Raw genomic sequence first — 24,863 nt, 5'->3', positions numbered from 1 at the left:
TCATTTTGCCTCCTTTTTCTTTTTCATCTTGCTAAGAAGAACGCGAATAATATAGCCTGATGCGACAAAGAATATGATTAGCGCAATGACGATTGATACGATTTCAATCGGCACGCCCGCCTCATTCGGCATATTTCCGGCACCATATTTCAGTGACCCGAAGAGCGATGCCCCGAAAATAACACCAAGCGGCGTATTTGCACCTAAAAGGGCGACGGCAATCCCGTCAAATCCAATACCTGTAAACGCACTTCGCGTCACCATATTTCCGAAAGTTCCAAGGGCTTCCATCGCTCCTCCGAGTCCTGCAAACGCACCCGAGACCACCATGGACAAAATAATGTTCTTTTTTACATTCATTCCTGCATATTGTGACGCGTGGTCGTTGAAACCAACTGATTTAAGCTCGAACCCAGTTTTCGTTTTCTCCAAAATGAACCACATGACTGCAACCATCGCAAGTGCGACGAAAATTCCATAGTGCAACGTAGAGAAATCCGTCAGATTGGATAAGAAATCCGATCGTAGGGATGCTGTCGGGTGAATCTTCCCTGTCTTGTATCCGCCGTCGGAAACAGCTTTGATCAGCGCATTCACCGTATGAAGTGCAATGTAGTTCATCATGATGGTGACAATAACTTCATGCACATGAAGTGTCGCTTTCAGGATACCGGGAACCAGCCCCCAAAGTGCCCCCGCCAAAGCAGCTGCAAGAAGCGCTAAAGGTAAATGGATGAGTTTCGGCAGTTCAAACGCCATTCCGACGTAAGCCGCTGCGAACCAGCCGACGATCAACTGTCCTTCTACCCCGATGTTGAAAAGACCGGTGCGGAATGCGAATGCAACAGCGAGACCCGCAAGTATATAAGGACTTATTTGCCGGATTGTTTCACCGATTGAATACATGTTTCCGAAGATACCGTTCCATAATGCAATATACCCGGCAACCGGATCATATCCGCTAAGCAACATGACGATTGCACCAACAAGCAGTCCTAGAATAATCGAGATGATCGGTACCAATATATTCACAAATCTATTCGACATGGTGATCATCACCCTCTTTCAGCCTAACTTCTTTCCCTTCGACGACAATCTTTTCCTTCGTTTGTCCTGCCATTAGAAGTCCAAGTTGCTGTTCAGTCGTTTCGGCAGGAATAACCGTATCGACAATAATACCATCGTAAATAACTGCAATGCGGTCGGAAACGTTCATCACTTCATCCAGTTCAAACGAAATAAGAAGAACCGCTTTGCCGTTATCACGTTGTTCTATTAATCGTTTATGAATGAATTCAATTGCACCGACATCAAGCCCCCGTGTCGGAAGGGCGGCAATCAGCAATTCTGGATTCCGATCCACTTCACGTCCGATGATGAGCTTCTGCTGATTCCCTCCCGAAAGTGCACGGGCAAACTCATGCTCACCTTGTGTCCGTACATCATACATCTCGATGATTTCTTTTGCCTTTTTAGATACGAGTTTATAATTCACAATGCTATTTTTGGATAAAGGTGCTTTATAATAAGTTTGTAATGCGACGTTGTATCCTACTGAGAAGTCAAGAACCAGACCATGTTTATGGCGATCTTGGGGAATATGACCAAGACCGGATTCTGTAATTTCACGCGGTTTTTTTCCGGTGACATCCTTTGAATCCAAGAACACTTTTCCACTTTTCACTTTCCGGAGACCTGTTATCGCTTCGATCAATTCTGATTGACCATTGCCGTCAATTCCTGCAATTCCAACTATTTCACCCTTACGGACAGAAAGATTTAACCCTTTCACTTTCGGAATTTTACGATAATCCTCCACAACAAGGTTTTCTACACGGAGAACTTCCTCAGCTGGATAAGACGGTCCTTTTTCCGTTTTGAATGTAACTTGACGACCAACCATTAAAGTTGCAAGTTCTTCCGGGTCGGTTTCCGAAGTAATCACTGTTCCGATCCCTTTCCCTTTACGGATAATCGTCACCCGATCGGATACATCCATTATTTCCTGAAGTTTGTGGGTGATGATGATAATCGATTTTCCTTCGCTAATCAATTTTTTCATGATAGAAATCAGTTCCGTGATTTCTTGCGGTGTTAAAGATGCAGTCGGTTCATCGAAAATCAGAATTTCCGCACCTCGATAAAGCGTTTTCAATATTTCTACCCGTTGCTGCATACCGACAGAAATATCCTCGATTTTTGCATAGGGATCCACGTCAAGTCCATATAACTTCGAAATCTCCGCCACTTTTTTTGCTGCATCTTTTACATTGATCATACCCATTTTTTTCGGTTCATTTCCGAGAATGATATTTTCTGTGACTGTCAGATTTTCAACCAGCATAAAATGTTGGTGAACCATCCCTATCCCCAAATTGTTCGCAACGTTGGGATCCGTAATAGCAACCGCTTTTCCCCGCACCCGAATTTCTCCGCCTTCAGGCTGATAGAGGCCGAATAGCACATTCATCAACGTAGATTTCCCCGCTCCGTTCTCACCTAATAAAGCATGGATTTCACCTTTTTCAAGCTGAAGAGTAATATCGTCGTTCGCAACAAAATTACCGAATTCCTTTCGGATGTTCAGCATTTCTATAACATATTCCACTGGGTTCACTCCCTCGCGTTTGCGTAAGTTAGAATCTATCACGCCTCGGCGCGACATCCGCCGGAGGCTTTGTCTTTAAACAGCAGGGGGTTGAATCCCCGCCGGATAATAGGCTTCGTTCGCATTCATCCCGCCACTTATAGAAGTGGGAGACGTTTGCTTAATGAAATTAAATTAACACAAGAAAAGAAACCATATACGGAATCTTTTCTTCTATTAATTTACATTTAAATCATGAAGACCGAATACATCGGTCTTCATGTTTACTTGTTTTTTATTTCTTTTTAGCTCTGAATTCTGGAACTTCGATTTCACCGTCTGCAATTTTCTTTGTAAACTCATCCACTTCGTCCAGCACTTCTTGCGGAATCGCTCCGTGTGAATCGGCAAGTGCAATACCATTGTCAGCAAGACCGAAAGTAGTTACTTCACCGCCAGGGAAGTCACCTTTAGCAGCAAGATCTGCTGTATTTTTAACTGCAATGTCAACGCGTTTCAGCATTGAAGTCAATGTTATGTTATCGTCGCCTACTTGACCTTCATCATATTGGTCGGAGTCTACACCGATTACCCATACATAAGCGTTTGGATCTGCTTTTTTACGTTCTTTCGCTTCTGCGAATACACCGTTACCAGTACCGCCTGCAGCGTGGAAAATAATATCTACACCTGAAGAATACATACGGTTTGCTGCAGCTTTACCAAGTTCAGCTTTTCCAAAATCGCCTGTATATTGAACATCAACTTTGAGTTCAGGTTTTACAGCCGCTACACCTGCAAGGAATCCAGCTTCAAAACGTTCGATAACCGGGATATCCATTCCGCCGACAAAACCGATTTTACCGGATTTCGACATACGAGCAGCTGCTACACCCGCAAGGAATGCTCCTTCTTGCTCTTTGAACATAAGACTTGCTACGTTAGGCATGTCGGAAACTTCATCAACAAGCGCAAATTTGTTGTCAGGGCGTTGTGAAGCAATTTCATCAATCGACTCTTTCAACAGGAATCCTACCCCTAAGATAAGGTCGAAATCACGTTGAACAAGTTTGTTTAAATTTGGCATGTATTCAGCGTCTTCTTTTGACTGTAAGTAATCAAAGCCGCCATCGCCTTTTTCAAGGTTATTTTCTTTACCGTAGTCTTGGATCCCCTTCCAAGCGGATTGGTTGAACGATTTGTCGTCAACACCGCCTGTATCAGTTACCATTGCAATTGAGAAAGTATCTTCTTTCGTACCACCCGTAGAACCTTCTTTGTCTTTCGCTTTATCCGTTCCACAAGCGCCAAGTATTGTACCGGCAGCTAGGACCATTGATAAAGCAAGACCAAATTTACGTTTGCTCATTGTTGGAACCTCCCTGTTTTTTCTATTAGTAGGACGTATTAACGTCTTATACCCTTTTTCGTACGACATGGAAACTGAATTTATCAGCCCGAAAATAGTTTTTCGAGTAAAGGACCATTTCGCCTTCCTCACTGTAATGATGCTGCAGAAGAACAAGGAGTGGAACATCGACTCCGCATCTTAGGATGGACGATGCTTCATCATCGTATCCAACAGGCTCGATATGCGCCACAGCTTGGCCGATACGGATTGTGCCAGACTTTTCGATCGCGTCGAAAATAGAATCATTCATCAGCTCTTCCGTGTCGGCCGAAAGGTTTTTTGATAGGACCTGATCGATACAATAGACTACCGGGGCGCCGTCTGCGGTCCGTACTCTTTTAATGGTAACCAAACGATCATCTTCATCGCAATCAAATTTGGCGATGCTTTCATCACATGGGTCCGTTTCCGAAACATCCATGAAAATCGTACCCGGCTCCATCCCCGCATCGCGGATCATAGAGGAAACGCTGGATAATTGCTCAATGCCCGATGAAAACAACGGTTTTGGATTAACGAACGTCCCAACACCATGCTTGCGGACGATGACCTTATCCTCCTCAAGCACACGGAGCGCTTCGCGGAGTGTTGCGCGGCTGACACCCAGTGTACGAGCGAGTTCAAATTCCGAAGGGAACCGCTCATTCTCTTTGAATATACCCGATTCGATGTCCGTTTTCAGACGTTCAATAACTTGTACATACAAATGTCTTTGATCCGCTTTCACCATCATACCATCTCCCCCTATACGAGGTCAGACCTCTGATGTTAAACGTCACTACTAATCATCCATACTATATCACTTTCGTCACATAAAATAAACAACACTTTAGAAAAATATTACGAATGTGTTCTTTCGAAGTGCATAATTGTACCTATTTCGACACCCCACTTATGAATGTACGTCTGATTCGTCCTTACTCATAAGCACTTGACGGGGCTTACTGCCTTCGGGCGGTCCAACAACCCCGCGCATCTCCATCTGGTCGACGATGCGTGCCGCCCTTGAGTAACCTACCCTGAAACGGCGCTGCAACAATGAAACGGAAGCGGTCTGCATATCTGTTACAAGCTGGACTGCTTCATCGTACAATTCATCTGTTTCTTCATGCAATGCAACTTCTTCTATTTCTGTTGGAATCATTTCTTCCTGATATTGGGCTTTCTGCTGTTCAATAACAAAGTCAACGATCGCCTCGACTTCAGAATCGGCAACAAATGCACCTTGAATCCTCATCGGTTTCGACACACCCGCCGGCAAGAATAGCATATCGCCTCTTCCAAGCAATTTTTCCGCCCCTCCGCTGTCCAAGATGGTCCTTGAATCGATTGATGATGACACGGCAAAGGCGATTCGAGACGGGATATTCGCTTTAATAATCCCCGTAATGACATCGACACTAGGTCGCTGCGTCGCAATGATCAAGTGGATCCCCGCAGCGCGCGCCATTTGTGCAAGGCGTGTTATAGAATCCTCCACATCGCTGGAAGCTACCATCATAAGATCCGCGAGTTCATCCACAATGACGACAATATAAGGCATACGGGGATGCTTTTCCTCGTTTTCTTCGTTCCATACTTCAATATGGTCATTATATCCCTCGATATTTCTAGTCCCGGTATGGGAAAACAGCTCATAGCGTCTTTCCATTTCTGAAACGACCTTCTTCAGCGCTTGAGATGCTTTCCGAGGATCCGTGACAACTGGGGCCAGTAAATGTGGAACACCATTATAGACATTCAGCTCAACCATTTTCGGGTCGATCATCATCATTTTCACTTCATGGGGTTTTGCGCGCATCAAAATACTGACGATAATCCCATTGATACATACACTTTTACCACTACCTGTCGATCCGGCGATTAGGACGTGCGGCATTTTGTTCAATTCAGCCAGCATCGCCTTCCCTGTTACATCACGTCCAAGTGAAATCATCAATTTGGAATCGGGACGGTTGTTTTCTTTCGCTTCGATGACTTCACGGAGACTGACGACAGCGACCGAGCTGTTCGGCACTTCAATTCCAATTGCGGACTTTCCTGGAATCGGCGCCTCAATACGGATTCCACTTGCCGCCAGTGCAAGTGCGATATCATCAGCGAGGCTGACAATCCGGCTCACCTTGACACCCGTATCCGGCAGCACTTCATATTTCGTAACTGCCGGCCCAAGATGCACTTCCGTAACCTTCGCTTTCACACCGAAACTGAGAAATGTCCTTTCAAGCTTTTGTGCATTCGCCTGAATTGAATTGAATTCATCCGATTGATCGATTATAGGTGTTTGCTTCAGCAAAGAAGCAGGGGGCAAGACGTATGATTCGTTTTCTTCTTCTCCTGTCACACCCGTATAGGCCGTTATTTCCCCGGTGAATTCTTCCGTAATTCCATCAGTAGCTTTCTTTTCCAGCTCCACTACAGCCGCTTGTTCATCACGAACAGGCTTATCGATCCGTTCACTGAAAGCTGAAATAATAGGTTGGGATACCACTTCTTCGATGTCTGGCTGGTCTGTCGGCACATCTTGTACCGGTTGTTCGGCTAATGAAGCAGGTATCTTTTTCGAACGGGTTGTTCTGGATTCGGTCTTCCCCTTTTTAACAGGCACCGATTTTTTAGATAATGCCTCTTTCATTGACCCCGCCAGCTTGGGCACATATTCGGCCGCATACGGGACAAACGCTTTTCCAGTTATGAGCACGAAACCAATCAGAAATAATAATATGCCTGCAACCGTTGCCCCTGCGGAATCAAAGAGCGAATAAAACATGGCAAATAGAATTGCCCCTGTCATTCCGCCCCCGAGGGCTCCGCTCCTTGAAGTTATCCCATCATTCGTAATGAGGACTTTCCACGTCTCTTTTAGAGCTGAATCAGACATCAGGACACGGCTTTCGTATAATTCCTTGAACAAATGGACGTGGCTGAACAGAACAAGGCTTGCCAGGAGGAACAAGCTGCCTAGGACAATTCGGTTTCTCCAGCCGCCTACCTTCTGCTTGATCATGAACATGAGTGCCTGAACAATGAGCAAGAGCGGAACAGCAACATGCCAGTTCCCAAAAATGAATCTAGCTAAAGATGACAGTCCTCTTCCTGCAATCCCGAATTCGAATATGATGATGATTGCGAGTCCGATCATCGCTAAACCCATCACTTCATACAATAAAGGATGCAACTCGGAAGACTTTTTTTTCTGGGCGTTCGATCTTTTTTTCTTCTTTCCCGTTTTTTTCGCCATATTCTTACGTTGCCTCCTTTTTACAAAAAAGGGTTTCCCGCCGGTCTGACGGCAAGGAAACCCTTCATAAAGTTATTATGTAAGTTGATCTAAAGAATTCCACTGAACCGCTGCGACGCTAGGGGATGCCGCCAGTCTTATGGCTTCGGTGTCTAGTTTCTAGCGCCAGATGCTCGGGTATAAGCCAATCTAACACTGTGGCAAAGAGCGCCACGTCGTCAGCTTGTCTTATACCAGTTGCATCTACCCGGGCGCTTTCAACTTTTCCTACTACCCCTGTTAAGGCACCTTCGCTCAATTTATTCACCGGATTCCATACTACAGACTATATAATAAATGCAGTTTTCGGTTCAGTATTCCATGATGATCGGAATGATCATCGGTCTTCTTTTCGTTTGCTGGTACAAATACGAGCTTAGCGTATCGCGTATCTCTTGTTTAATGTTTGTCCATTCGAACGTCTCTTTATTCACGTACTTTTCGACAATTTTTCTGACGAGCTTTACAGACTCATCGAACAGTTCCTCGGAATCGCGTACATAGACGAAGCCGCGCGAGACGATTTCCGGTCCCGATGCGATGCGTTTCTGTTTACGGTTGAGCGTTACGACAACTGTGAAAATACCGTCCTGTGAAAGTAGTTTACGGTCCCGGAGAACGATATTCCCGACGTCGCCCACACCGATTCCGTCAATCAGGATGTTTCCTGCTTGTACACGGCCACTCATTCGCATTTTGTCGTTTTTATATTCGACAATATCGCCTTTATCCGCGATAAATACTTGCGATTTTTGAAGCCCTGTTTCTTGCGCAAGCTTGGAGTGCGCAATGAGCATCCGGTATTCGCCCTGGATTGGGATGAAATATTTAGGTTGCATCAAGTTTAGCATCAGTTTTAAATCTTCCGAACTGCCATGCCCTGAAACGTGAACATTCTTACTTGAAGTAAGTACGGAAGCGCCCGCTTTCGCAAGGTCATTCATCGTCTGGAACATGGAAACTTCCATGCCTGGGGAAGGTGTGAATGTGATAAGGACTGTATCCGTCTCTTTGATGCGTATTTCCCTATGCTGTTTACGGACGATTTTCTCAAGTGCTTCAAGCGGCTCTCCTTGGTTACCTGTCACAATAATGACAATTCGGTCATCGTCATATTTCTCAATTTCTTTGACTGGAATGACAATATCATCCTCTATCGTTAAATAACCGAGTTTCATGCCGACTTCGAAGTAGCTTTCAAGACTTTTTCCAACGACCGCCACTTTTTTCCCTGTTTCAAACGCCGTATCGAACACTTGTTGGATACGGATGAAGTTCGACGCATAAAGCGCGACCAAGATTCTTCCTTCCGCCCCATGGAACGTTTTTGATAGGCTCTTTTCAATAACCGACTCGGAAGTCGTATAGCCTGGGCGCTCCGCTTCGGAAGAATCCGACATAAGAATGAAGACGCCCTCTTCACCAAGAGCGGCCATCTTCGCAATGTCAGGACGATACTTGCCTTTAGCAGATTGATCGAACTTGAATTCTCCCGTATGCACAATCGCACCTTCACTCGTATGGAATACGATTCCGAGTGAATCTGGGATACTATGTGTCGTATGGAAGAACGTTACATACGTACATTTGAAATTCATGCGGCTTTTATTCGTCACTTCAAAAAACTTGACGTTTGAAGGTGCCGGCATCGCTTTCAGATGCTCTTTTGCCAATGCGATGGTCAATTTAGATCCATAGACAGGAGCTTGCACTTTTTGCAACAGATACGAAATCGAACCGATTGCATCTTCGTGGCCATGCGTCAGGAAGATTCCTTTTACGCGCTCTTTGTTTTCTTCGATATAATTCATATCCGGAATGACAATGTCGATTCCAAGCATTTCTCCTTCAGGGAACATGAGCCCGGCGTCAACGATAAACAGTTCTTCATCGATTTCGACAACATACATCGCCTTCCCGATTTCCCCGACTCCACCAAGTGGGATGACTTTAATTAATTCATTTTTAGTTTTTGTCACTTTGTTTCCTCCTATTACTAATTCCCGTTCATAACGACTAATTTTCATTATACGGGAGAGGAGCTATCTGTACAAACAAAAAAAGCCGGTATTTGATACCGGCTTTTGATTAATTGAAAATATGAAGGTTTTTTTCATAGTTTTCCCAGATTTCATCGAAGCTCTCATCCTTGTCTTCTAGCCCGATCAGAGGCAGTCTGACTCCTCCAGTTTCGACTCCCAATTTTTTCAGTGCGTATTTTACCATCACCGGGTTTGGTGCGGTAAAAACGCCACGGAATATCGGAAGTAATGCTCTATGCATCGCACCGGCCTCTTTTGTCCGCCCCTCTTTGAACGCCGTGATCATCCGTTGCATTTCGTTGCCTGCAACGTGCGAAGCGACTGATACGATACCTTTACCGCCAATCGCAAGGGTCGGCAGCGCCAACGAGTCATCTCCGCTGTAAACAGAAAATCCGTCATCAGTGCCCGATATGATATCCGCCATTTGTTCTAGACTTCCACTTGCTTCTTTGACCGCGCGGATATTAGCAATCTTTGATAAAGCGATGAGCGTTTCCGGCAGCATATTGACGGCCGATCGTCCCGGAATATTGTACAGCATCACCGGCAGGCTGGTTTCTCCTGCGACATAAGAGAAATGGGCATACATCCCTTTTTGGTCGGGTTTGTTGTAATAAGGAGCGACGAGCATAATACCATCAGCTCCTACCCGCTCTGCCATCCGGGTCAGCTTTACAGTTTCCTTGGTGGAAAACGTACCTGTTCCCGCTATGACCGGTATGCGTTTGTTTACCACTTTTATCGTGAATGAAAATAGTGCTTCTTTCTCTTCCACGGAAAGTGTAGGAGATTCACCGGTTGTTCCACAAACAACTAATGAATCGCTGCCATTCGCAATAAGATGTTCAATCAGTTTTGCGGTTTTGTCGAAATCAATGTCGCCTGTTGATGAAAATGGTGTTACCATCGCCGTCGATACACGTCCAAGTTCCATAATTATCAGCCCTTTACTTTGGTTTATTAGGTTAGTAGAGTTTCTGCAATTTGCACCGAGTTCAGTGCCGCCCCCTTAAGTAGATTGTCCGAAACAATCCATAGGTGGAATCCTGCCGGATGTTCTGGGTCCTTTCGAATACGACCCACAAACACCTCGTCTTTTCCTTCGGCGAATAATGGCATCGGGTACAATTGCTTGGAAGGATCGTCTTGGACGACGACGCCGGGCGCGTTTGTCAACAAGTCATGAAGTTCCTTTACAGTTACTCCATCTTGACCGACTTCAATATAAACCGATTCAGAATGACCCGTCACGACAGGCAATCGTACACATGTCGCGGAAACAGACAGTTCCGGATCACCGAAAATCTTCTTCGTCTCATTCATCATTTTCAACTCTTCCAATGTATAACCGGATGAGTCGAATGAATCGATTTGCGGGATTGCATTGAATGCAATCGGATAATGACGTTCAGCTGATGCAGACGGTAAAATCTCAGCTTTGATTTCTGAACGCTTTGTAAACTGGTTACTTTGGTTTTCCAATTCATCAATCGCTTCTGAACCCGCGCCTGAAACGGCCTGGTAGGTCGAAACGATGATTCGGTTCAAGCCGAGCTTTTCGCGGATTGGTTGTAGCGCAGTCACCATTTGTATTGTTGAACAATTCGGGTTGGAAATGATACCCGCGTGACCGTTTAGCGCGTCTGCATTTACTTCAGGAACAACGAGGGGAATTTGTTCCGTCATTCGGAACGCGCTCGTATTATCAATAACGACCGCCCCTCTTTTCACTGCTTCATGTGCAAATTTTTCCGAAATGGAACCGCCCGCACTAAAAAATGCTATATCAATGCCGTCGAATGATTCAGGCACGGTTTCTTCAACGATATAGTTATGTCCGCCTGCCGTAATTTCCGTTCCCGCAGATCGTTTCGAAGCCAGTAGCTTGATTGATTGTACAGGAAAATCACGTTCAAGCAATTTTTCAAGAATTTTTGTACCGACTGCCCCCGTCGCGCCGACTATTGCTACATTCACTTTTTTCATCTCTATCTCCCTTTCAGCTTATACAGATGTATAAATAACCAGACCATGCATAAGTTATGCTTCTTTCCGTATTGCGGCAAAAGTGCCACAATTGACAGAAATACTTTAGCCCATTACATCGTTAGCAGTTCATTGGAGGAATTATATCATATATATGAATTTTCTGCTCTGTATTTTTCACAATTATTTATGAATAATCAATAACGGCTGGAGTTGTTTTTTTTCGAGGGCAGCAACAGCTGCGGGTACCATCAGTGTAAAATCGGAGATAAGTGAATTTGGTTTTTTAAATGGATCGTCCTGTCCGAACGGAATAAAAAAAACATTTTTCATATTTAATAACTTCATAAGGTTCATGGCATTCAGGCCGAGGGCGTCATTTGTCGAAATGCCGATAAGTACAGGACTGTCATTCCGCAGCGTAGCTTTTGCTGCCATGAGTACGGGAGAATCAGTCGCCGCATTGGCGAATCTGCTCATGGAATTACCGGTCATCGGCGCGATAACCATACAATCGACAGGTGTTTTTGGACCGAACGGCTCAGCTCCGACGATGGTGGAAATGACCTTCTCACCCGTTGCCCCTTCAATACGCGCAATCCATTCTTCCCCTGTTCCGAAACGCGTTGCCGCTGTCAAAACAGAGTGGGTGATAATGGGCACTACGGTCGCGCCTGCATCTTTCAGTGCATCGATGACCGGTATGATTTCCTCATAAGTACAGTGTGACGCCGTGATTCCAAGCCCTATTCTTTTTCCCTTTAGCATCGTATTCCCCTTTCATCCTCTATATATCCTCCCAAGCGAATCCGCTAAAGCGGCCGCCGCGTCCACGGGAAAAACTTTACCCGGCAAACCGAGGAGTACTGTATAGTATTCAGGGGAAAGCTGCCCCTTTAGGCATCCTGGGGCTGATGCAAGATCATAGATGTGCAGGTCCGGATTTTCCGAAATGGCGAGCCATTGTGCGGGAATCGTATTGATCAAGATTCCTTCTTTCATATCCCATTCATCCGTCAGTCGTTCGATCTTATAGCCGTGATACGATGCTTCGGCGAGCTGATCATCGGATCTGGCAAGGACAGTCACATGCCCGCCCAATGATGCCAGGGCATGAGCTGTCGCCTTACCCACTCTTCCAAAACCCGCCACACAAAAGCGGTTTCCGGAAATGATCCGTCCCGTGCGGTTATAGTATTCATGAATAAAACCTTCAGCAGTCAGCTTTGCATTCTGCCAGATGTACTGCTCTTCCTTCAGATAAGAATGGATTTTGAGTCCTGAATCTTTTAAGGGCTTTAGCCATTCTTCCGAAGCGATTCCTGTGTATAGTGCCGTTCCCTCTTTCAGCAGTTCCGGTGGCAATGCACCTTTCATTTGTAAAATAGGAAAAACGATATGCCCGGGTGTCAATTCGGTAATTAGATCGCCAAGTTGCTTCGAATATTGATCCGTCCCGATATGGTGACTGGTGAATCCATTCTTCGACATTATTTCGCTGCATGCTCCTAATCTACTGTCTGTTCCGATGAACAACCAATTAGCCTCTGTCATTGCTATCCAACACATCCATACTATGCGTTTTTCCAAACAGGATACGATGTTCTCCAATTAGGACAATTTCATGCCAAGGTATAAATTCATCCGCAGTTTCTTGGCGGTTCTTAAATGAAAACCGACCGAGTTTCTTTTTAATTTCGAATCCGATGATATCGCCTGTTTTCCCGTTGAAGATTAGGTCGGTATCCGCCAAAAAGCCATAACGGACCCCGTCCTCCACTTGAATAAGCTCCTTTTGAGCAAGTTCCGAAAGCAGCATCGTCATTCCCCTTTCTTTCATCTTCCTTCATCATATGAGATGAACATGGGAAAACTGACTGACACCTTCACTCAAATTTCGAATTCACTCAGGACTTCCTTCGGTGCAATGATGGAAATCGCCCTCTCTTGCTTGAAAATATCGCTCGCCATTCTATAAACATGAACCAATTCCACATCGTCAATAAGGGATACGACCTCATCGATTGTTTTATGCTCCTCCAAGATGAGTTCGTTTTTTCCATTGCGGTGCATCCTCGCTTCTGAACTTTCCAGCCCTAACAGGAATCCGCCTTTCAATTGCTCTTTCGCGTTATATAATTCATTTTCCGTGATTCCGTCACTCAAAATCGAATGGATGACTTCGTCAATTGTATCGGACAATTCCATTGCATTTTCAGGGGAGGTACCTCCGTATATCATGAACGCGCCTGCCGTTTTATATGCTGAGAAATAAGATTGGATCGAATAGGCAAGACCGCGTTCTTCACGGACTTCTTGGAACAGACGGGAAGACATCGAACCGCCAATTATGCTATCCAATACAACTAAATCATGGATGCGCTTATCATCCACCGCAAGGCCTGAAAAACCGAGACAAATATGCGCCTGTTCGATGTCTTTCGCTTTCAACGAAAGACCGCCATGGAATTCCGGCATCTTCACATTTGATGTGTGTTTAGCTTGTTCTTTCCTCTTGAACGAACCGAAATGTACATCAATGAGCTGGATCAAACGATCATCATAGTTTCCTGCCACGGATATGACAATCCGTTCCGGCGTGTACATACGTTCCATGAATTCATCTATCATTTCACGATTGAATGTGTCGATTGTCTTTTCGTTGCCAAGGACCGGTTTACCGATCGGTTGTTCGGGATACATGACCGTCCATAATCTTTCCTCCACATCGTCATCCGGTGCATCTTCAACCGCCGCGATTTCATCAAGAATGATTGACTTTTCTTTTGCTATTTCCGCTTCATCAAACTTGGAATTGAAAAACATATCAGTCATGATGGACAGCGCACGGGGTGCTTGATGGCCGAGTATCGTCGTGTAATAACATGTCATTTCTTTTGAAGTGAACGCGTTGACGTCGCCTCCGATACGGTCAAATTCCTCTGCTATCTTCCGTGCACTCCTTGTTTTCGTTCCTTTGAACAACATATGTTCAATGAAATGTGCGAGTCCCGCTTCTGATTCCTTTTCATCCCCTGATCCTGCACCGACCCATACCCCTAGTGCTACCGAGCGTACATGCGGCATTTTTTCATGGACAATCCTGACACCGTTCCCGCATACATGTGTTTCTATCATTATCCGTTTCCTCCTTTTTAACTCTATTATAACTGTTCCCATTATAATTAACGAACGCACAAAAAGCCTTCATCTTCACTTAAGGAAGAGAGGCTTTTTGTACTATTGCTGTAACTCGATTCAGTTTTTCTCTTTTTCAGCTGTTTCTTTCTCTTCAAGAATGACAACTTTTCTGGACAAGTTAACCCGTCCTTGGTTATCGATTTCAATTACTTTGACGAACATTTCATCGTTCATTTTCAAAACGTCCTCGACTGCTTTTGTACGTTCTTCCGCAATTTCAGAAATATGGAGAAGACCGTCTTTTCCTGGGAAGAGTTCAAGGAATGCACCGAATTTCTCAATCCGTTTCACTTTCGCCATGTAATATTCGCCGACTTTTGCTTCGCGGACGATATTCTCGATCATCGCTTTCGCTTTGTTATTCATTTCATTATCCGGAGAAGAGATGTATATCGTACCGTCTTGTTCAGTATCGATTTTTACGTTCGTCTCTTCGATGATCTTATTGATCACTTTTCCGCCTGGTCCGATTACGTCGCGAATCTTATCTGGATTGATTTTGATGACGATAATTTTCGGAGCATATTTTGAAAGTTCTTCACGTGGTCCCGAAATTGCCGTGATCATATGATTCAATATTTTCAAACGGCCCACTTTTGCCTGCGACAATGCTTCTTCCAGGATTTCACGGGACAGACCTTCGATTTTAATATCCATTTGCAGTGCAGTAATCCCTTTGTCGGTTCCTGCCACTTTGAAGTCCATGTCGCCAAGATGATCTTCCATACCTTGGATATCGGAAAGGACAGAATAGTTGTCCCCTTTTTTCACAAGACCCATTGCGATACCAGCAACAGGCGCTTTAAGCGGAACACCAGCATCCAACATTGCCATTGTTGAAGCACAGATTGATGCCTGGGAAGATGAACCGTTCGACTCGAGCACTTCCGCCACGAGACGGATTGTGTACGGGAAATCAGTGTCATTCGGAATAACCGCTGAAAGTGCGCGTTCGCCGAGTGCACCATGTCCGATTTCACGACGGCCCGGTCCACGGATCGGACCTGTTTCACCGACGCTGAAGTTAGGGAAATTATAGTGATGCATGAAACGCTTAGTTTCTTCAAGTCCGAGACCATCAATAATCTGCACTTCGCCAAGGGCACCGAGCGTACATACACTTAGCGCTTGAGTTTGTCCGCGTGTAAAGAGCCCTGAACCGTGCGTACGCGGCAGGATGCCTACTTCAGATGCAAGTGGACGGATTTCGTCAAGACCGCGGCCATCGGGACGGATTTTTTCGTCCGTGATAAGACGACGAACTTCGTCTTTAACGATGTGCTCCAATACGCCTTTAACTTGTTTCATCGTAGCATCGTCCGCTTCGTTTTCAGTATAGCGTTCGATGACTTCATTTTTTACGGCGTTGATGGCATCTTCACGTGCATGCTTCTCAACCGTTTGGATTGCATTGATGAGATCTGTTTCACTGCTGTTTTTGATGTCAGACATGATTGTTTCATCCAGGTTGAAGAGTGCGACATCCGTTTTTTCCTTACCGATTTCAGCAACGATTTTCTCTTGGAACTCGATAAGCTTAATGATTTCACCATGACCGAACATGATTGCTTCCAGAATGACGTCTTCCGCAACCTCCTGCGCGCCTGCTTCAACCATGTTGATAGCGTCTTTAGTGCCCGCGACAACTAGGTCCAACTCACTCTTTTCCAATTGTGACGGCGTTGGGTTGACGACGAATTCCCCGTCAATCAATCCGACTTGGACACCGGCAATCGGTCCTTCGAACGGAATATCGGAAACCGACAATGCAAGTGATGAACCAAGCATTGCAGCCATTTCAGATGAACAATCCTGATCGACTGACATAACGAGCGAAATGACTTGTACATCATTACGGAACCCTTCCGGGAATAGAGGACGGATTGGACGGTCGATCAAACGGCTCGTCAACACCGCTTTTTCAGAGGGACGCCCTTCTCGTTTAATGAAGCCGCCCGGAATTTTTCCGACAGCGTACATGCGCTCTTCATAGTTCACTGTAAGAGGGAAGAAATCCAGCCCCCGCGAATTTTTCGAAGATGTTGCAGTTGAAAGTACTGTTGTTTCTCCATAGCGTACGAGTACTGCTCCGTTCGCCTGTTTTGCAAGTTGGCCCGTTTCAATCGTCAACGGACGTCCTGCCCATTCAAATGTGTAAACTTTTTTTTCTGTCATTAGTGAACCCCTCTCCATATTCCAGCCTGGACTGTATACGTGTATGTATTAATAGTAGTGTATCAAAAAAGGCACTCTTATGCGAATAGAAAAGCGAAAGGTGTCTATCGGGGCTATATGCTGAAGTCAAGCCATGTTATTTCATTGAACAAAGAAAAAAGCGGGCAAGGCCCGCTTTCGATAGTCATCTTATTAACGGCGAAGGCCGAGTTTAGCAATAAGATCACGGTAACGCTGAACTTCATTGTCCCGTAAGTATCTCAAAAGTCTTTTACGAGTTCCGATCATTTTGTAAAGACCACGACGTGAGTGGTTGTCTTTTTTATGAAGACGGAAATGTTCTGTCAGGTTATTGATCTCTTCTGTAAGAACAGCGATTTGTACATCTGCTGATCCAGTATCAGTTTCATGAATTTTGTATTCATTGATCAATTCATTTTTACGTTCTTGTGTGATAGCCATCTTCTTCACCTCCAATAGTAAGATATCCCCAGTTCCCGAGCAACCGTTGGTGATTCGCATTGCCAAGGAGTGGTTCGTGCACAATGGCACGTATTTATAGTAACATGCCTATTTTCGAAATGCAACAATCATCGATGCGCCGATAGAATCTCATTGGCGCTTTTTTTGTCATTCACTATCTGTTCAACAAGTAAATCGACAGAATCGAACTTCTGCTCGTCACGGATATGACCGATCCAGTCTACGGATACTTCTTTTCCGTAGAGATCACCGTCAAAATCGAGTACATGCACCTCGACAACCGCCTGCGTATTATCCGCGTCATGGAATGTCGGCTTTACACCGACGTTGCATACGCCCTCGTACGTTTTTTCATCCACCGTGAAACGAACCGCATACACACCGTTCGCGGGCAACACGGTATTGTTCGCCGACAAGACGTTTGCAGTGGGAAATCCGAGCAACCTCCCTCTTTTTTCACCATCAACGACTATACCGACAGTTCGATAAGGCCTGCCAAGAAGAACTTCCGTCTCTTCGACATTGCCCTCGGAAAGAAGCTTGCGAATCCGGGTGGATGAAATCTTTGCTTCGTTGTCCGTCACTTTTTTGATGACGGTTGTCCCAAATTCCCCATCCGACAAATCAGCCATCTGTTCCATGGTGCCTGCGCCCTTTGAGCCGAACGTGAAATCGTAACCTGCCGTCACATGTTTAATATGCAATTCTTTCAAGAAAATATCAATGAATTGCTTTGGTGACAGGGAAGCAAGTGCCCAATCGAACGTCACGACAAACAGTGCATCAATCCCCATGGTACTGAGCAGCCTAATTTTCTCCGGAAAATCTGTAATGTAATCTACTTTATTTTCACCACCGCCGAAAAGATGGGATGGATGAGGATTAAATGTCATGACAGCCGAACGGATACCAAGTTCATTGGCCTTTTCTTTCGCCGCATTGATTACTGCCTGGTGCCCTTTATGCAATCCGTCAAAAAAACCGATCGCCAGGGAAAAGTCCTCAGCATTTTCAATCGTAACACTTCCTGGATAATGCAATTTGTAGATGTCCATCGGAATCCTCCCTTACCTGTTCAATGGAAACATCTTTTCAGGCTTCATAAGTCCAAGCTTGGTAGGATGCTTCTTATAAACTGCAAACGCTTTGTTATCTTTCTTGAATACGATGAACTCCTCATGTTGAAGCAATGGATGTGTAGGCAATACTTGACCGTTCACCACTTGTTCGCAGAGTTCCTCATCGATTTCAACCGAAATGAACTCGTTTAGGGCATCCTCAAGCGGGCGCAGAATCGTTGTGATTTTTCCCTCTTCTTGAATTTCCCTGACTTCATCCAGCGTTCGGCAATCCTCTTGGCCATATGTACCTGACGATGTCCGCACGAGAGCAGCCATATGTGCCGGAAATCCAAGCAGTTCACCTATTTGTACAGCCAGGGTCCGAATGTATGTCCCTTTCCCGCATGCCACCCTGATACGGAACGATACTGTTTCCCCTTCATACCATTGTATGGGATCAAGCAATTCGATTTCATGGATCAGAACTTTCCGCTCCGGCCTTTCGACTTCTATACCTTTTCGCGCATATTCATATAATTTGCGGCCATTCACTTTCACGGCGGAATACATCGGCGGTATTTGGACGATTTCACCTGTCAATTTTGCGAGTACCGCCTCAATTTCCATTCTTGAAATATGCTTTGGCGACAAGTCTGAAGCGACCACCTCACCATCCGCATCTTCCGTTTCGGTCGCGGTCCCAATCGAAACAACCGCAATATATTCTTTTCCGGAGTCCGTTACGTATTCAGCCACTTTCGTCGCTTGCCCGATACAGATCGGCAGTACGCCTTCCACGCTAGGGTCAAGTGTACCGGTATGCCCAACTTTTTTAGTGCCGAGGATTTTCCGCAATTTGAATACACAATCATGCGAAGTCATCCCTTTTTCTTTCCACAGCGGAAGTATTCCGTCCATACATGTCACCCTTTTCGAAGTTCCATTTATATGTAAATGGAGGAAGCCGGAAAGTCCTTGTGGACACCGACTCCCTCCATTTTTCATTACTCATTTTCGGTTTTCACCTGTTTAAGAAGTGATTCAATTCGATTTCCGTATGCCACGGAACTATCGAACTCAAACATGATTTCGGGTGTTATCCGAAGTCTGATCCGCTTGCCGATTTCAGTGCGAATAAAACCTTTCGCCTTATTCAGCCCTTTCAGCGTATCTTCTTTTTCCGAATCATTTCCGAGAACAGAAATGAAAACTGTCGCCTGTTGAAGATCACCTGTCACCTCGACGTCGGTTATTGTAACAAAGCCGATTCGCGGATCTTTCACTTTTTGACCTATGATTTCACCAAGTTCCTTCTTCATCTGTTCTGCAACACGATTAGCACGCATTGACATGGATGGTCACCCCGATCCCTTTTAATAATAGTCGAGCGTCAAGTCGGACAATTCCCATTCCGGGTTTGACTCAAGGAACCGGATCGCCCGCCTGACCTCACGCTCGGCCGCGTCTTTTGTTGAAGCAGCGGCAACGAGGGCGATGGTTGTCCGTTGCCAAAGATCCTGATGATCCATTTCCGCGATGGAGACATTATAAGAGTTCTTCACTCTGTCCGTCATCCGTTTTAAAACAGACCGCTTCTCTTTCAATGAAGCCGCCTCCGGAATGAAAAATGAACATTCCGCGTAGACAATCATACTCGTTTAATCTCTTCCATGATGTAGGCTTCAATAATGTCGCCTTCATGCATGTCATCGAAGTTTTTAATCGTGATTCCGCATTCATAACCTTTTGCAACTTCTTTTGCATCGTCTTTAAAGCGTTTTAATGTATCTAGCTCGCCTTCAAAGATGACAATGTTATCGCGAACGATACGGACGCTTGAATCACGTGTGATTTTACCGCTTATCACATAGCTTCCCGCAATCGTACCGATTTTAGACACTTTAAATGTTTCTCGCACTTCAACTTGTCCGATAACTTTTTCAGCGTATTCGGGATCAAGCATACCCTTCATCGCCATTTCGATTTCCTCGATGACTTTGTAGATGACGCGGTGTTGTCGGATATCAACGCCTTCTTCTTCAGCCGCACGTTTCGCGTTGACGTCTGGACGAACATTGAATCCAATAACGATGGCATTCGATGCAGCAGCAAGTGAAATATCGGATTCGTTAATCGCACCGGCACCCGTATGGATGATCTTCACATTGACGCCCTCGACTTCAATTTTCATAAGTGAGGAAGCCATCGCTTCAACCGTACCTTGTACGTCCGCTTTAACGATTAAATTCAATTCTTTCATTTCGCCCTGTTTCATTTGATCGAACAGGTTATCAAGCGTCACGCGTGTTTTCTCGACACGTTGGTCTTGGAGTGCTTCCCCGGCTCTTGATTCACCGATTTGACGAGCAGTTTTCTCATCTTCGAAGACAACAAAACGATCACCTGCTTGCGGCACATCACTTAGCCCGGTAATTTCAATCGGAGTGGATGGTCCGGCTTCTTTCACGCGGCGCCCGATGTCGCTCACCATTGCACGAACACGGCCATATGTGTTACCTACTACAATCGGATCACCTACATGGAGCGTTCCGTTTTGGACAAGAAGTGTTGCAACAGCACCGCGACCTTTGTCCAACTGTGCTTCAATGACACTTCCGCGTGCACGGATGTTCGGATCAGCTTTTAGCTCCCCTACTTCGGCAACAAGAAGTACCATTTCGATCAATTGGTCAATTCCTTCACCTTTCAACGCGGAAATCGGTACGAAAATTGCATCGCCGCCCCACGCTTCAGCTACAAGTCCATGATCTGTCAATTCTTGCATGACACGATCAGGATTTGCAGAAGGCTTATCCATCTTGTTCACCGCAACGATAATCGGAACCTCAGCTGCTTTCGCATGGTTGATCGCTTCGACTGTTTGCGGCATGACACCGTCATCTGCTGCAACAACAAGAATCGTAATGTCCGTCACTTTCGCACCGCGTGCTCGCATCGTTGTAAACGCCGCGTGACCAGGTGTATCCAGGAACGTTATTTTCTTGCCATTTTCTTCGATTTGGTAGGCACCGATATGCTGGGTGATTCCACCCGCCTCGCCTTGTGTAACTTTCGTATTTCGTATCGAATCCAGCAGTGTTGTTTTACCATGGTCTACGTGTCCCATGATTGTAACAACCGGCGGGCGTTCCATTAGATTAGTAGCTGTTTCCTCATGCTCTTCAAAATATGTCTCAAGGTCCGTTACATCAATGCGGATTTCTTCTTCCACTTCAACCTCGAATTCTGCGCAGATCAGTTCAATCGCATCTTTGTCGAGTTCTTGGTTGATTGTTGCCATAACGCCAAGCATGAAGAGTTTTTTGATGATAGCCGATGGTTCGCGCCCAAGTTTTTGCGCAAGTTCTGCTACTGAAAGTGATTCGTAATAAGTAATTTTTTCCGGTAATGGTTTTTCCACTTTTGGAAGCGGATTCGCCGGACGGTATCTTCTTCGTCCTTGGTTTATGCCGCGAGCTGGTGGACGTCCACCGCGTCCGCCTGAACGATTCGGCGCACCGCCGGTAGGACGGTTTTGACCACCTGGAGCTCCCTGCGCTGGACGGTTGCCACCTTGCGAGCCTTGTGCTGGACGATTGCCGCCTTGTGAGTTTTGTGCCGGGCGGTTGCCGCCTTGCGAGCTTTGTGCTGGGCGGTTGCCGCCTTGCGAGCTTTGTGCTGGGCGGTTGCCGCCTTGCGAGCTTTGTGCTGGACGGTTGCCGCCTTGCGAGCTTTGTGCTGGACGGTTGCCGCCTTGCGAGCCTTGTGCTGGACGGTTGCCGCCTTGCGAGCCTTGTGCTGGACGGTTGCCGCCTTGCGAGCCTTGTGCTGGGCGGTTGCCGCTTTGTGGACGTTGTGCAGGTTTAGAAGATGCTGTTTGTCCAGCAGGTTTTGGATCCGCTTTCGGTGCATTTTGTTTAGTCACATTTCCAGTGAATTTACTATCAAGCTTTGTAATCGCTTCTTTATCTATTGTTGACATATGATTTGCTACATTCACATTTAATTTTCCAAGTTCATCAATAACTTCTTTACTCGACCGATTCACTTTTTTCGCGTATTCGTGTACACGTATTTTCGTCATTAGTCCACCCCCGGTTATATTCGTTGAGTAGCCCGGACAATTTTCCGGCGAAACCGGCATCTGTTAGCGCAAGTACAACCCGCGACTCTTTTCCGATTGCATGTCCAAGATCTTCCCGACTCCCGAAAACATGCTTCTCAACGTCGTAAAACGTACTTTTATCTGTTAACTTTTTCATTGTGTTTTTAGAAGCATCCTCTGCAACAATTACAAGATGCGCTTTACCCGCACGTATTTCACGTACGACGAGGTCCTCACCCGTGACAATCATTCTTGCCCGCGCCGCCATTCCAAGCATTTGATAAATCCTTTTCGAATCTATCATTTAATAGCCTCCCGGCGAATTGCGTGAAGGAGATCATCGAATACCTGATCCGGTACAGCCGTTCCAAGCTGACTTTCAATCGCTCTGTTACGGCGCGCGGATTCAACTGCTTCTTCGGATTTCGACACATATGTCCCGCGGCCTGACTTCTTGCCAGTGAGGTCAACTGAAACTTCCCCATCTTTCGGTCGTACGATGCGGATCATTTCCTTTTTCGGGAACATATTGCCAGTCGCCGCACATTTACGCAAAGGAACCTTTTTCATGTTAGCCATGTGTGTTCATCCTTTCGTCTCAGTTTTCGTTATCCGTATACAGATCGATCGCTTCAGTTTCAACATCTTCCGTAACTTCGTCTTCAACGAAGTAGGGATCGATTTCATTTGCATCCTCATCCAACTGGCTATTTTCGTCCGACTCTGTGAAAGCCCGCGGGTAAACTCCTAGCTCACGCGCATCCGTTTCGCTCTTGATGTCGATTTTCCAGCCTGTCATCTTAGCAGCGAGTCTTGCATTCTGTCCGCGCTTGCCGATTGCCAGCGATAATTGGTAGTCAGGTACAACAACCATTGTCGATCGTTCTTCTTCATTCACTTGAACGTCAATCACTTTCGATGGGCTAAGCGCATTTGCTACAAATATAGCCGGATCCTCAGACCATTCAACGATATCGATTTTTTCGCCATTCAGTTCGTTTGAAATCGATTGAACCCTTGCACCTCTTGCACCTACACATGAACCAACCGGATCCACTTCTTCATTGTTCGTATGGACAGATATCTTTGAACGGTCACCCGCTTCGCGTGCAATCGATTTGATGTCGACGATACCTTCAAATATTTCTGGCACCTCGAGTTCGAACAGCCTGCGGAGAAGCCCTGGATGGGTTCTTGATACGAAGACTTGTGGCCCGCGTGAAGTACGTTCAACCTTTGTGATATAAACCTTGATGCGGTCATGCGGTTGATATGTTTCAGTCGGGATCTGTTCCCCAACCGGTAAAACGGCTTCCACTTTTCCAAGACCGACATATAAGTTACGTGCGTCCAGCCGCTCAACGATACCATTGACGATATCGTCCTCCCTGTCGACGTATTCCTCATAGATGATTCCACGTTCAGCTTCCCGTACACGCTGTGTTACAACCTGTTTCGCAGTCTGAGCTGCTACACGGCCGAAATCACGGGGTGTCACTTCTTCCTCGACAACATCCTCAAGTTCATAAGCGGGGTTGATTTTGTGTGCATCTTCAAGGCTAATTTGTAACCGATCATCTTCAACCTCTTCGACGACGTCTTTTCTGGCATAGACTTTCATCGTCCCTTTTGCAAGGTTCAAGTCAACACGCACGTTCTGCGCTTGATTGAAGTTTCGTTTGTATGCCGTTACAAGTGCCGCTTCGATTGCTTCTACTAACACGTCCCTGGAAATGCCTTTTTGCTTTTCAAGGGCTGTCAATGCATCGAGTAGATCACTACTCATGTTAATCACTCCCACTATTCAATTATACAAATTGTTTATGCAGAAAAATCGATGGCTAAACGGGCAAGCGCGATTTTATCCTTGTCGATCTCCACAGTCAATTTCCTGGTTTTAATACGTATTTCAACTTCTGCGGCATCCGGGCCGTACGCTAACAAATAACCTTCGAACTCTTTCATCCCGTTGATGGGCTCGTATGTCTTGATAAATACGAACTGTCCAATCGCATTTTGAAAATCCTCTTCTTTCTTCAGCGGACGCTCAGCACCTGGGGAAGATACTTCAAGGAAATAGTTTTGGGGGATCGGATCAATGCGATCGAGTTCCTCACTCAACTTTTCACTAACTTGAGAGCACTGCTCAATATCAATGTTCCCGTCAGGTGTATCGATATAGACTCGTAAAAACCAGTCTCTACCTTCTTTTACAAATTCCACGTCGACAAGTTCCAGTTTCAGTTCTTCTACGATCGGACTAACTAGTTTTTCAATTTCTTCCGCAATATTACTCATCTTATCCCTCCCGAATTCTCAATCAAATACGCCTCGGCGTATTTGCGTCCAGATTTTGCGATTAACATCACTACAAAATCCGTGGCATCCGCCGGAGGCTTTAACGTTACTCGGCGGAAGTCCGGATTTCCGCGAAATAATGTTAAAAAACAGTACAGAACAACAGAAAAGAGCGGGAAATCCCACTCTTTTTGCGCAAGACTATTACAAAAGTTGTTCCCATCATACCAT

General features: G+C 45.6%; 24 protein-coding genes. All 24 read right to left on the bottom strand.

Features of this window, described 5'->3' with window-relative positions:
• The 24 genes from HDC33_RS05300 to rimP all read right to left on the bottom strand — a co-directional run bounded on the left by HDC33_RS05300 (window position 1) and on the right by rimP (window position 24,632).
• A complete protein-coding gene (locus HDC33_RS05300; RefSeq protein ID WP_179391455.1) occupies window positions 1-1,047 on the bottom strand; it encodes an ABC transporter permease in 1,047 nt (348 codons plus the stop codon).
• Window positions 1,037-2,608 (bottom strand): ABC transporter ATP-binding protein, encoded by a 1,572-nt coding sequence (locus HDC33_RS05295; RefSeq protein WP_179391454.1) that lies wholly within the window; start codon window positions 2,606-2,608, stop codon window positions 1,037-1,039. Before HDC33_RS05295 ends, HDC33_RS05300 begins: the two co-directional genes overlap by 11 nt.
• A 274-nt stretch (window positions 2,609-2,882) precedes the next feature.
• Window positions 2,883-3,956: a BMP family lipoprotein gene (locus tag HDC33_RS05290; RefSeq protein WP_179391453.1), complete on the bottom strand. Its 1,074-nt coding sequence runs from the start codon at window positions 3,954-3,956 to the stop codon at window positions 2,883-2,885.
• Window positions 3,957-4,002: 46 nt separating this feature from the next.
• Complete coding sequence (locus HDC33_RS05285) at window positions 4,003-4,731, bottom strand: GntR family transcriptional regulator (RefSeq protein ID WP_179391452.1); 729 nt, start codon at window positions 4,729-4,731, stop codon at window positions 4,003-4,005.
• 159 nt (window positions 4,732-4,890) lie between these two features.
• A complete protein-coding gene (locus HDC33_RS05280; protein WP_179391451.1) occupies window positions 4,891-7,239 on the bottom strand; it encodes an FtsK/SpoIIIE family DNA translocase in 2,349 nt (782 codons plus the stop codon).
• Between the two features lie 118 nt (window positions 7,240-7,357).
• On the bottom strand, window positions 7,358-7,546 hold the full coding sequence (locus tag HDC33_RS05275) for a hypothetical protein (protein WP_179391450.1): 189 nt from the start codon (window positions 7,544-7,546) through the stop codon (window positions 7,358-7,360).
• 43 nt (window positions 7,547-7,589) lie between these two features.
• Entirely contained in the window at window positions 7,590-9,257 is a 1,668-nt protein-coding gene (locus HDC33_RS05270; protein WP_179391449.1) for a ribonuclease J, read from the bottom strand.
• A gap of 109 nt (window positions 9,258-9,366) precedes the next feature.
• Window positions 9,367-10,257 carry a 4-hydroxy-tetrahydrodipicolinate synthase gene (gene dapA, locus HDC33_RS05265; protein ID WP_179391448.1) on the bottom strand — a complete coding sequence of 297 codons (891 nt, stop codon included), beginning with the start codon at window positions 10,255-10,257 and terminating at the stop codon, window positions 9,367-9,369.
• Window positions 10,258-10,283: 26 nt separating this feature from the next.
• Window positions 10,284-11,309 carry an aspartate-semialdehyde dehydrogenase gene (locus HDC33_RS05260; RefSeq protein WP_179391447.1) on the bottom strand — a complete coding sequence of 342 codons (1,026 nt, stop codon included), beginning with the start codon at window positions 11,307-11,309 and terminating at the stop codon, window positions 10,284-10,286.
• Window positions 11,310-11,492: 183 nt separating this feature from the next.
• The gene (locus tag HDC33_RS05255; RefSeq protein WP_179391446.1) at window positions 11,493-12,077 is read right to left on the bottom strand and encodes a dipicolinate synthase subunit B; all 585 of its coding nucleotides are present in this window, start codon (window positions 12,075-12,077) and stop codon (window positions 11,493-11,495) included.
• Between the two features lie 12 nt (window positions 12,078-12,089).
• A complete protein-coding gene (locus HDC33_RS05250; RefSeq protein ID WP_179391445.1) occupies window positions 12,090-12,863 on the bottom strand; it encodes an NAD(P)-dependent oxidoreductase in 774 nt (257 codons plus the stop codon).
• A complete protein-coding gene (locus HDC33_RS05245) occupies window positions 12,850-13,128 on the bottom strand; it encodes a YlmC/YmxH family sporulation protein (RefSeq protein WP_179391444.1) in 279 nt (92 codons plus the stop codon). The genes HDC33_RS05250 and HDC33_RS05245 overlap by 14 nt, the downstream gene beginning before the upstream one ends.
• Before the next feature lie 71 nt (window positions 13,129-13,199).
• The gene (locus tag HDC33_RS05240; protein ID WP_179391443.1) at window positions 13,200-14,447 is read right to left on the bottom strand and encodes a M16 family metallopeptidase; all 1,248 of its coding nucleotides are present in this window, start codon (window positions 14,445-14,447) and stop codon (window positions 13,200-13,202) included.
• Window positions 14,448-14,567: 120 nt separating this feature from the next.
• Window positions 14,568-16,685, bottom strand: coding sequence for a polyribonucleotide nucleotidyltransferase (gene pnp, locus HDC33_RS05235; protein WP_179391442.1), 2,118 nt, complete (start codon window positions 16,683-16,685; stop codon window positions 14,568-14,570).
• Window positions 16,686-16,877: 192 nt separating this feature from the next.
• Window positions 16,878-17,147: a 30S ribosomal protein S15 gene (gene rpsO / locus HDC33_RS05230; protein ID WP_179391441.1), complete on the bottom strand. Its 270-nt coding sequence runs from the start codon at window positions 17,145-17,147 to the stop codon at window positions 16,878-16,880.
• A 128-nt stretch (window positions 17,148-17,275) separates the two neighbouring features.
• Window positions 17,276-18,223, bottom strand: a complete 948-nt coding sequence (locus tag HDC33_RS05225; protein WP_179391440.1) for a bifunctional riboflavin kinase/FAD synthetase — start codon at window positions 18,221-18,223, stop codon at window positions 17,276-17,278.
• Between the two features lie 12 nt (window positions 18,224-18,235).
• Window positions 18,236-19,147 (bottom strand): tRNA pseudouridine(55) synthase TruB, encoded by a 912-nt coding sequence (gene truB, locus HDC33_RS05220; protein ID WP_179391439.1) that lies wholly within the window; start codon window positions 19,145-19,147, stop codon window positions 18,236-18,238.
• Window positions 19,148-19,233: 86 nt separating this feature from the next.
• Entirely contained in the window at window positions 19,234-19,581 is a 348-nt protein-coding gene (gene rbfA, locus HDC33_RS05215; RefSeq protein WP_179391438.1) for a 30S ribosome-binding factor RbfA, read from the bottom strand.
• A 21-nt stretch (window positions 19,582-19,602) separates the two neighbouring features.
• The gene (locus tag HDC33_RS05210) at window positions 19,603-19,881 is read right to left on the bottom strand and encodes a DUF503 domain-containing protein (RefSeq protein ID WP_179391437.1); all 279 of its coding nucleotides are present in this window, start codon (window positions 19,879-19,881) and stop codon (window positions 19,603-19,605) included.
• Complete coding sequence (gene infB, locus HDC33_RS05205; protein ID WP_179391436.1) at window positions 19,878-22,313, bottom strand: translation initiation factor IF-2; 2,436 nt, start codon at window positions 22,311-22,313, stop codon at window positions 19,878-19,880. Before infB ends, HDC33_RS05210 begins: the two co-directional genes overlap by 4 nt.
• On the bottom strand, window positions 22,261-22,638 hold the full coding sequence (locus tag HDC33_RS05200; RefSeq protein WP_218843164.1) for a YlxQ family RNA-binding protein: 378 nt from the start codon (window positions 22,636-22,638) through the stop codon (window positions 22,261-22,263). Before HDC33_RS05200 ends, infB begins: the two co-directional genes overlap by 53 nt.
• Window positions 22,635-22,913: an RNase P modulator RnpM gene (gene rnpM / locus HDC33_RS05195; protein WP_179391435.1), complete on the bottom strand. Its 279-nt coding sequence runs from the start codon at window positions 22,911-22,913 to the stop codon at window positions 22,635-22,637. The genes HDC33_RS05200 and rnpM overlap by 4 nt, the downstream gene beginning before the upstream one ends.
• Before the next feature lie 19 nt (window positions 22,914-22,932).
• Window positions 22,933-24,120: a transcription termination factor NusA gene (nusA, locus tag HDC33_RS05190; RefSeq protein ID WP_179391434.1), complete on the bottom strand. Its 1,188-nt coding sequence runs from the start codon at window positions 24,118-24,120 to the stop codon at window positions 22,933-22,935.
• A 35-nt stretch (window positions 24,121-24,155) separates the two neighbouring features.
• Entirely contained in the window at window positions 24,156-24,632 is a 477-nt protein-coding gene (rimP, locus tag HDC33_RS05185) for a ribosome maturation factor RimP (RefSeq protein ID WP_179391433.1), read from the bottom strand.
• Window positions 24,633-24,863 lie beyond the last annotated feature (231 nt).

This window comes from Sporosarcina sp. JAI121 (assembly GCF_013408665.1).
Classification (GTDB): domain Bacteria; phylum Bacillota; class Bacilli; order Bacillales_A; family Planococcaceae; genus Sporosarcina.
The sequence above is the reverse complement of the archived record's forward strand: the minus strand, read 5'-3'. Positions and strand labels throughout refer to the sequence as shown.